The organism is Amycolatopsis thailandensis (genome assembly GCF_042723255.1).
In the GTDB taxonomy this organism is placed as follows: domain Bacteria; phylum Actinomycetota; class Actinomycetes; order Mycobacteriales; family Pseudonocardiaceae; genus Amycolatopsis; species Amycolatopsis thailandensis.
This window is the reverse complement of the sequence record NZ_JBHXJK010000220.1, coordinates 1-9,412: the sequence shown is the minus strand read 5'-3', so window position 1 is coordinate 9,412 and position 9,412 is coordinate 1. Positions and strand designations below refer to the sequence as shown.

At 69.2% G+C, this 9,412-nt stretch carries 3 protein-coding genes; 2 read left to right on the top strand and 1 reads right to left on the bottom strand.

Annotation, left to right across the window (positions count from 1 at the left end):
- Window positions 1-107: 107 nt before the first annotated feature.
- Window positions 108-5,429, bottom strand: coding sequence for a type I polyketide synthase (locus tag ACFWMR_RS41220; protein ID WP_378382317.1), 5,322 nt, complete (start codon window positions 5,427-5,429; stop codon window positions 108-110).
- A gap of 250 nt (window positions 5,430-5,679) precedes the next feature.
- Here ACFWMR_RS41220 and ACFWMR_RS41215 point away from each other — a divergent pair, with 250 nt between their 5' ends.
- Together ACFWMR_RS41215 and ACFWMR_RS41210 are read left to right on the top strand one after the other, a co-directional pair.
- Window positions 5,680-7,347, top strand: a complete 1,668-nt coding sequence (locus tag ACFWMR_RS41215) for a (2,3-dihydroxybenzoyl)adenylate synthase (RefSeq protein ID WP_093935432.1) — start codon at window positions 5,680-5,682, stop codon at window positions 7,345-7,347.
- Between the two features lie 201 nt (window positions 7,348-7,548).
- Window positions 7,549-9,129: a tryptophan halogenase family protein gene (locus ACFWMR_RS41210; RefSeq protein ID WP_378382316.1), complete on the top strand. Its 1,581-nt coding sequence runs from the start codon at window positions 7,549-7,551 to the stop codon at window positions 9,127-9,129.
- The last annotated feature ends 283 nt before the right edge of the window (window positions 9,130-9,412 follow it).

Below are 9,412 nucleotides of genomic sequence, written 5' to 3'. Positions count from 1 at the left end.
GGATTCCGGACGTTGAACGTCCGGAATCCTCCCCCGTAAGCAAATGCGGTCCCTCAAGGAGGCCTTCACGGACCTCACTGCCGCATGCAGGCGGCGGACTAAGCGGGCTAAGCCGCCTCCGCCTCCTCGACCGGGCGGAGCGATTCCGTGACGTGCTCGGACAGTGCCGCCACGGTGGGCCTGGCCCACAGGATCGTCGGCGGGAGGTCCAGGCCATAACGCCGCTGGAGCCGGACGCGGAGCGCGACCGTCATCACCGAGTCGACGCCCAGTTCGACCAGCGGCCGCTTCAGCTCGACGTCGGCCGCGTCGAGGTTCAGCTCGGCACCCACCTGCTCACGGACATCCGCCGTGACCCGTTCGAGGGCCTCGCTGTCGGAAAGGCCTTCGAGGTCGAGCCCCAGTCCCTGGCCGCCGGTGTCGCCGGCGGCCTCGTCGGGAGCCGTGAGCTCGCGGAACATCGGGACCCGCGGGAGGTTCGGCGGGGTCGGCAGCACGCGCAGCACCGCCTGGTAGTCCGCCTGGAACCGGTCCGCGAACGCCCAGGCCCGGAACGCTTCGGCCACCGAGACGGCCTCCAGACCCCGCGAGTTGGCCTCGAACATCGTGGTCGCGATGTCCTCCGAGAGGCCGACTCCACGCCAAGCCGTCCAGCCGAGGCTGATCGTCTCGGTGTGCCCGCCGGAGTTGCGGTGCGCGGCCAGCGTGTCGAGGAACGAGTTGGCGGCCGCGTAGCTGGTCTGCCCGGAGAGCCGGGCGAACTGGCCGCAGGAGGAGAACATCACGAAGAAGTCGAGCTTGCCCGGCGGGAACAGCCGGTGCAGGACCATCGCGCCGTTGGCTTTGGGGGCCAGTACGTCCCGCAGGCCGTCCTGGTCGACCTTGTCCACCAGCGCGTCGTTGACGACACCCGCGGCGTGCACGACACCCCGCACCGGCGGGAGCCCGTGGGCACCCGGGGCCAGCGCAGCGGCGACCTGCTCGGCGTCGGTGATGTCGAGCGCCACCGCGCCGACGGTCACCCCGAGCGCCTCGAGCCCGAGGACACTGTCGATCTGACGCCGGACGTCGGCATCGCTGACGGTGTCCCATTCCTCCCGGGGCGGGAGGCCGCGGCGGCCGGCGAGCAGCAGCCTGCGCGCTCCCCGGTCGACCAGCCACCGGGCGACTTCGAGGCCGAGTGCCCCGAGTCCGCCGGTGATGAGGATGGTGCCCGACGGCGAGCACTGCAGGGGCGAGCCGTCCGCGCTGCGCTCGATCTGGCTCAACCGCGCGACTTCCGTGGCGCCGGCGGTCAGGGAAATGACGTCCTCGGTACCCCTGCCCGCCGAGCCCCGGAAGAGGTCCAGCAGCCGCGAGCCGGTGTCACCGGTGACGTCGCCGATGTCGACGGCACCGCCCCACAGCTCGGGGTGCTCGCCCGCGGTGATCCGGGAGATGCCCCACAGCGGGCCGTGCGCGACCGACCGTTCTTCGGTCGCCAGCCGCACACCGCGGGTCAGCGCCCACACCCGCTGCGGCTCGACCTGCCCGGCCGCGCTGGCCTGGATCTCGGCGACCCGTTGCACCGTGCGGATGAGCGTCCACGATGCCCGCTCCGCCACCTTCTCGACGTCCTCATCCGGCTGCCCGAGCGAAGGCACGACGAGAACGGCACCGGGCCGTCCGAACAACTCCGGCCGCAGCTCGTCGGGTTCGTCGCCGACCCGCACACTCGGCACCCCGGCGTCCGCGAACTGGCTCGCCAGCTCCGCCGTCACGTCCGGGTCGCCGACCAGCACGAGCTGCTCCAGCGGCTCGCTGCCCACCGCGGGCTCGACGGGCCGCCAGGTGATCTCGTGCACCAGGTCCCGCGCGAGAACCTCGGTGCCCAGGTGCTCCACGGCGGCGAACTTCAGGCCGAGGACCTCGCAGACGATGTCGCCGTTCATGTCGGCGACCCACACGTCGACCGTGTCGTGCGGCGACTTCGGCGAACGCGTGCTGTGCACGATGACCCTGGCCGGCGGTTCGCCGTGCCAGGACACCTTCTCGATCGAGCGTGACATCCACAGCACCGTCGCGTCTCCGGGCGAGACGACCGCCGCGCTGATGGTCAGCGCGCCGTCGATGACGTGCGCCCAGCTGGTCGCCCGCGTCGCGGGGGCGGGCTCGACGACCATCAGGGCGAGCTGCTCGTACTGGTCACGGCGCAGTTCGTCGAGGGTCCACGGGAACGCGTAGCCTTCGACGCCCATGTTGGCGAACATGTCGTCGATCTTGGTCAGCGAGCCGACCGGCAGCCTGGCACGGATGACCTCGTCGTCGATGCGGCCGGTCGGGCGCTTCGCCGAAGAGTCGATGCTGGCGGTGGTGTGCGTGATCCACTCGTCGCCTTCGTCCGCCGCGCCGTCGTTCGCGATGCGGGTCGCCAGGGAAAGCGACCTGCCCTCGCGGACGATCTGCACCACGCGCGGCGGCTGGACCGCGAGCGGGGTGCGGAGCACGATGTCGGTCAGGGTGGGCGAATCATCCTCGCCCGCGGCCTCCGCGAACGTGTTGATGATCGACGCCGCCGGGGTGACCTCCACGCCGACCAGGCCGTGGCTCTGCGGGTACGGACGGGTGTCCATGTCGAGGCGGGTCTGCCAGACCTGCCGCGAGGGCGCTCCACTCACCGTCATCCGGCCGCCCAGGAGGCTGTGGCTCTCCGGGTCGTGCCCGCTGCCGAGACCCGCCGAACCGGCACCCTCCGGGAAGATCCAATAAGGACGGTGCTGCCAGGCAGCGGCAGGCAGGTCGAGCGGGCGGCCGGCGGGGAAGTCCAGCGTCCAGTCCACCACCGCGCCGAGGCAGTGCATCCTGGCCAGGTTGCTCAGCAGCGTCTCGATCTCGTCGGCGTTGCGCCGCAGCGTGGCCGTTCCGGCGGTGTCCTCGATGCCGAGGTGGTCGCAGGTCTCGATGATCGAGTGCGAGACCACCGGATGCGAGGAGATCTCGATGAACCCGCGGTGCCCGTCCGCGAGCGCCGCCTCGATGGCTTCGGCGAAGCGCACGGGCTGACGCAGGTTCGCCGCCCAGTAGGCACCATCACGGGCCACGGTGGACCGGGGGTCGGTCATCGCGGTGCTGTAGAGGCTGACCTTCGGTGTCCGCGGGTCGAGCTCCCGCGCCGCCGCTTCGACCTCGGCGAGCACCGCGTCCACGTGGCTGCTGTGGAAGGCTATGGCCGTGTCGACGACGCGCATTTCGATGCCGTCCGCACGCCACTGCTCCACGATCCGGGCGATCGCGTCCTTGTCACCGGAGATGACCGTCGAATGCGGACTGGCCGAGATCGCGGCCTCGACGCCGTTCTCCGCCGAGAGGCGCCGGCGCGTGTCCTCAAAGGACAGTGCGGCCATGGCCATCCCGCCTTCGCCCTCGAGCCGCTGCAACGCGGCCGCGCGGCGGCAGGCGAAGCGGGCCGCCTCCTGCAGACCGAGCGAGCCCGCGGCCACCGCCGCGGCGATCTCGCCGACCGAATGCCCGATGACCGCCACCGGCTCGACACCGTGACCGCGCCACACCTCGGCGAGGCCGACCTGCATGGCGAACGTCAGCGCCTGGACGTGTGCCGCGGTCCACGGGCCGCCGTCCAGGATCGCCTCACGCGGGGTCCAGCCGAGTTCCTCCTGGAACACCTCCGCCAGCGAGTCGATCGTGGACGCGAACGCGGCGTCCTGCGCGAGCAGTTGCCTGCCCATGCCGGACCACTGCGCGCCGTGCCCGGAGAACACCCAGACGACGTCGGCCGCGTTGCCGGACACCGTCCGCGCGGAGAAGACACCGGGCGCGGTCTGGCCGTCGGCCAGCTGACGGAGCCGCTCGGCCAGCTGCTCGGTGGACCCCGCCACGACGGCGCCACGCTGAGACAGGTGCGAACGGTGCAGCGCCAGCGTGTGGCCGATCTCGGACAGCGGGGTCTCCGGGTGTTCGGTCACCCAGTCGGCCACGGAACCGGCCAGCGCGCGGAGTCCGGCTTCCGACATCGCGGAGACCCCGAACACCCCGCGGACCTGGTCTTCCGCGGCGGGCAGCGCCTGCTCGACCTCGTCCTGCCAGCCGAGCGCGGGGCTCTCCTCCAGGATGACGTGGGCGATCGTGCCGCCGACGCCGTAGCTGGACACCCCGGCGCGGCGGGGCTGCTCGCCCGCGGGCCACGGCCGGAGTTCACCGACCAGACGGAGGCCGTTGGACTCCCAGCCGTAGGCGGGATTGGGTTCGTTGTGGAGGCTGGGCGGGATCTGTTCGTGCTGCAGGGCGAGCACGGTCTTGATCACCCCGGTGATGCCGGAACCGCCCTCGACGTGCCCGATATTCGGCTTCACCGAACCGATCAGGCAGGGGTCGCCCGCCGCGCGGCCCGCGCCGAAGACCTTGGCCAGCGCCTTGATCTCCTCGCCGTCGCCGGTCGGGGTGCCGGTGCCGTGCGCCTCGACGTAGTCCACTGTGGAGGGATCGATTCCCGCGCGCTCATAGGCTTCCCGGAGCATGTGCTCCTGCGCCTCGCCGTTCGGGGCCATCATGCCGTCGGACCGGCCGTCCTGGAAGATCCCGCCGCCGCGCACGACGGCCTGGATCGGGTCGTTGTCGCGCAACGCGTCCGAGAGGAGCTTGAGCACGACGACGCCGGCGCCTTCACCTCGGCCGTACCCGTCGGCGTCGGTGTCGAACGCCTTGCTCCGGCCGTCCTTCGACATCGCGCCGGCCCCGTTGAGCGCCACGTTGAGCGTCGGGGTGGCCATGATGTTGAGGCCGCCGACCAGCGCGATCGGTGTCTCACCCGCGCGCAGGGCCTGCGCCGCCAGGTGCAGCGCGGTCAGCGATCCCGCGCACGCGGTGTCGACAGCCATGCTCGGCCCGCGGAGGTCGAGGAAGTACGAGACCCGGTTGGCGATGCCGTAGAACGTCGTCCCGTTCACCGCGTAGGCCCCGGTGTTGGGGATGTCCTCCAGCAGCCGCCTGCCGTAGTCGTTGGAGTTCGCGGCGACGTACACACTCGCGTCGCTGCCACGCAGCGAAAGCGGCGGGACACCGGCGGCCGCCAGTGCCTCCCAGGTGAGTTCGAGCATGAACCGCTGCTGCGGGTCGAGGAAATCGGCCTCGCGCGGCGAAATCCCGAAGAAGTCGGCGTCGAAGCCCTCGATGTCGTCGAGGAACGCGCCCTTCAGCACGGTGTCCCGGATGATGGCGGTCGCCTGCGGGCTGCTCGCGGCGTACGACTTCCAGCGCTTCTCCGGCATGTCGGAGACCGTGCTCTTGCCTTCAGCGAGGAACTCCCAGAACTTCGCCGGGGAGTCGAGGTCGGGCGCGAACCTGCAACTCATACCTATGATGGCGATCGCTTCGTCAGATGTTGCTGCGTTCTCGCTCAAGTCCTCGCTCCTCTTCCTGCACCGACCGGACATGACAGAGATCCGGCCGGCGATCGCCGGCCCTCTTCTGTGCTTGCACCGAAGAACCCATCGCGAGGGCAAGCTCCCCCGCTCTACGACAGGTTCGGCCCGGCGGGTTGCCCGCGACTACTCCTGATTTGCGACCTGGCACCGTCCCGACACCCAGCTGACCGATTCCGCATTTCGCAAGCACAAAGACGTCCGGGATGCCCGGTCTGCCTACGGTCGATGGCAGAGCCGTCCTACGAACCTGGGAGCCATCATGCCCAAGACTGCGGTAGAACCGAGCCGTACGGGAGTCGCTCCCTGGCCCGCGGAGGCAGCCGCCCGCTACATCGCGAACGGGTACTGGGAGGGGCGTTCGCTGGGCACGCACCTCGCGGACGCCGCCCGCAAGACCCCGGACGCGATCTGCCTCGTCGACGGGCAGACCCGGATCAGCTTCGGCGAACTGCTGGAACGCGCGGACGGCGCGGCCGCCCGCATGCGCGAGCTCGGCATCGGCCCCGACGACCGCGTCGTCGTGCAGCTGCCGAACTGCTGGGAACACGTCGTCATCTCGGTGGCCTGCCTGCGTCTCGGCGCGCTGCCGGTGTGGGCGCTGCCGCAGCACCGGATGCACGAACTCTCCGGAGTGGTCGCGCACGCCGAGGCGAGGGCGATCGTCGTCCCCGACACGTACAAGGGTTTCGACCACCAGGCGCTGGCCCACGAAGTCGTCGGCCTGGTGCCGAGCGCCGAGCACGTCTTCGTCACCGGCACCGACATCCGTGACGGCAGCGTCGACCTCCTGGACCTGCTCGCCCCCGCCGAAAACCCGGGTGAACTCGCCGCGGCGTTCGACGCCGCCGCGCCCGCCGGGGACGCCATCGCGATGTTCCTGCTCTCGGGCGGGACCACCGGGCTGCCCAAGCTGGTCGCCCGCACGCACAACGACCTCGCCTACATGATCAAGCGGGCGATCGAACTCTGCGAGTACGGACCGAACACCGTGTACATGGCCACTTTGCCGCTGGGCCACGGGTTCCCCAACACCGGCCCGGGCGTCATCGGCGCACTCCTGGCAGGCGGCAGGGTCGTCATCGCGTCCTCTCCCGCGCCGGAACTCGCGCTGGCGCTCATCGAACAGGAAGGCGTCACGACGACTTCCGCGGTGCCCGCGATCGTGCAGCGCTGGATGCGGCACCACGAAGAGCACCCCGGTACCGACCTGAGCTCGCTGGACGTGGTGCAGGTCGGCGCGGCACGCCTGTCCGCCGAGGACGCCGAAGAGATCGGGCCGAAACTCGGTTGCCGGTTGCAGCAGGTTTTCGGGATGGGCGAGGGACTTCTGTGCGTCACCCGGCTCGATGACCCGCCGGAGATCGTCAACCACACCCAGGGCAGGCCGATCAGCGAGGACGACGAGCTCCGCGTCATCGACGAGGAGGGCCGTCCGGTGCCGCCGGGTGAGCCCGGAGTCCTGCTCGTCCGCGGACCGTACACACCCCGGAGCTACTACCGCTCGCCGGAGATCGACGCCCGCTCGTTCGTCGACGACGGCTGGTACCACACCGGGGACATCGTCCGGCAGACACCGGAGGGCTACCTGATCATCACCGGCCGGGAGAAGGACCTCATCAACCGGGGTGGCGAGAAGATCAGCGCCGAAGAGGTCGAGACCTTCGCGCTGCAGCTCGACGGTGTCACCCACGCGGCGGCGGTCGCCATGCCGGATCGTGAACTCGGTGAGCAGGTCTGCCTCTTCGTCGTGGTGACCGAGGGAACGACGGTCGAGCTCGCCGACGTATGGTCGGTGATGATCGCGGCCGAAGCCGCCAAGTTCAAACTCCCCGCGCGGCTCGTCACGATCGACGCCCTGCCGCTCACCCCGATCGGCAAGGTGGACAAGAAGGCCCTGCGCGCGGACATCGCGCGGACGGGGGGATAGCAGGCCCATCGCGTCAGCTCCTTCGCGAACGCGGCGGATCGGGCCAGGGCGCCGGGTGTTCGAATCTGACATGCGCAGGGCGGCAAGGGAAAATCTCCGTTTTCCCTGTTTTCCCTGCGCATCGCAGAAGGTGCCAAGCCCGGATCACCTGCCGAGAATGATTTCAGACCGTCATTCCCGCCGCTCGCGAAGGAGCCCCCCGTGGCACGTCCAGTCGAGAAGATCGTCATCGTCGGTGGTGGTACAGCCGGCTGGCTGTCCGCCGCGTACTTGAACCGCGCTTTCGGCGACAAGGTGGACATCACGCTCGTCGAGTCGGAGCGGATCGGCCGGATCGGCGTCGGCGAAGCCACCGTGCCGACACTTCGGACGACGTTCGCTTTCCTTGGCATGAAAGAAGAAGACTGGATGCCGCGATGCAACGCGGCGTTCAAATCCGCGGTCCGGCTCAACGACTGGCGCAAACCTCACCCCGGCAAGAAGAGTCACACCTATTTCCACCCGTTCTTCACCGTCCCCGAGCCGGCGGTCCCGAACTACGAGAAGCCTTTCCATAAGCGCTTCGGCCGCGGCGTCTCACTGGCTCATTTCTGGCTGAAGCAGAAGCTTTCGGGCGACACGCGGCTGCGCGAAACCTTCGGTGACGCGGGCATGCCGTTGCAAGGCTTGTGCGAACTCAACAAAGCGCCGAGACCCCTGCCCGGAACCGACGGGCCCAACCCGGGTTTCCGTTACGCGTACCACTTCGACGCGGCGCTCATGGCGGGCTACCTCAAGGAACTGGCCACCGGCCGCGGCGTGCACCACGTGATCGCCGACGTCGAATCGGTGGCGCTCGACACGCGCGGCCACATCGAAAAGGTGGTCACCGAAACCGGCGCCGAGCTCACCGCCGACCTCTTCCTCGACTGCTCGGGCTTCCGCGGTCTGCTGATCAACCAGACGTTGAAAGAGCCGTTCGTCAGCGAGAAGGACGTGCTGCTCTGCGACTCCGCGATCGCGCTGTCGGCGGATCACCACCCCGACGGACTTCGGCCGTACACCTCCGCGACCGCGCGCAAGGAGGGCTGGATCTGGGAGATCCCGCTGTTCAAACGCGAAGGCTCCGGCTATGTCTACTCAGGACAGATGACCACACCGGACAAGGCGGAGAAGGAACTGCGCGACTTCCTCGGCACGCGCGCCCACGACGTGGAGGGCAACCACATCAAGATGCGCGTCGGCCACAACCGCCGCTCCTGGGTGAACAACTGCGTGGCCGTCGGCCTGTCCAGCTGCTTCGTCGAACCACTCGAGTCGACGACGATCGCGCTGATCGAATACCAGCTCGCCCTGCTGGTCCTGCACTTCCCGGACAGTGACCTCGACGAGCGCCGCGCCAAGCGCTACAACGAAACCATGGTCAGCGCCTTCGAGGACGTCCGCGACTTCATCGTCATGCACTACTGCCTGACCGACCGCGACGACACCGAGTTCTGGCGCGCCGTCCGCGAGGCCCCGATCCCGGACAGCCTGGCGGAAAAGCTCACGGAGTACGCGGAAAGCGTGATCATCCCCGACGGCAGTCAGCTCCGCCTGTTCGAAACCCGCAGTCTTTGGGCGATCCTGTCCGGAATGGACTTCGACTTCAAGAAGGCACCCCCGTCGGTCGAGCTGATGAACGACGCCGCGGCCTGGGAGATGTTCGAACAGATCGACAAGGAACGCGAGATCTACTCGGCCAGTCTCCCGGACCACATGGAGTACCTGAAGGCGCTTCACGCCTTGGGCGCCAAGGGCTGAGCTCATGCTCTCGGCGGCGGGTGTTCCCGACCGCCCGCGCGTTCGCCGGGTCCGGGTGACGCGAAAGCCACTTTCGGGACGTCTGACGTCCCGAAAGTGGCTTTCGCGACGTTGGGCCCTGCCGGCCTCGTACATGCAGCACCGATTCAGGGACAGGATTTCCCGAGCGCCACGCTTGAGACGATGAGCGTCCCAAGCGTGGCGCTCGCGACACCGCTCACCGAGAACAGGGAGCGGTAAGGCAGACTTCCGAACGGCGAAGTGGCCCGCCCCCAGCAAACCG

Coding starts and splice junctions, on each gene's coding strand:
- ACFWMR_RS41220 (WP_378382317.1), bottom strand. CDS start 5,429: ATGTCCGGTCGGTGCAGGAAGAGGAGCGAGGACTTGAGCGAGAACGCA.
- ACFWMR_RS41215 (WP_093935432.1), top strand. CDS start 5,680: ATGCCCAAGACTGCGGTAGAACCGAGCCGTACGGGAGTCGCTCCCTGG.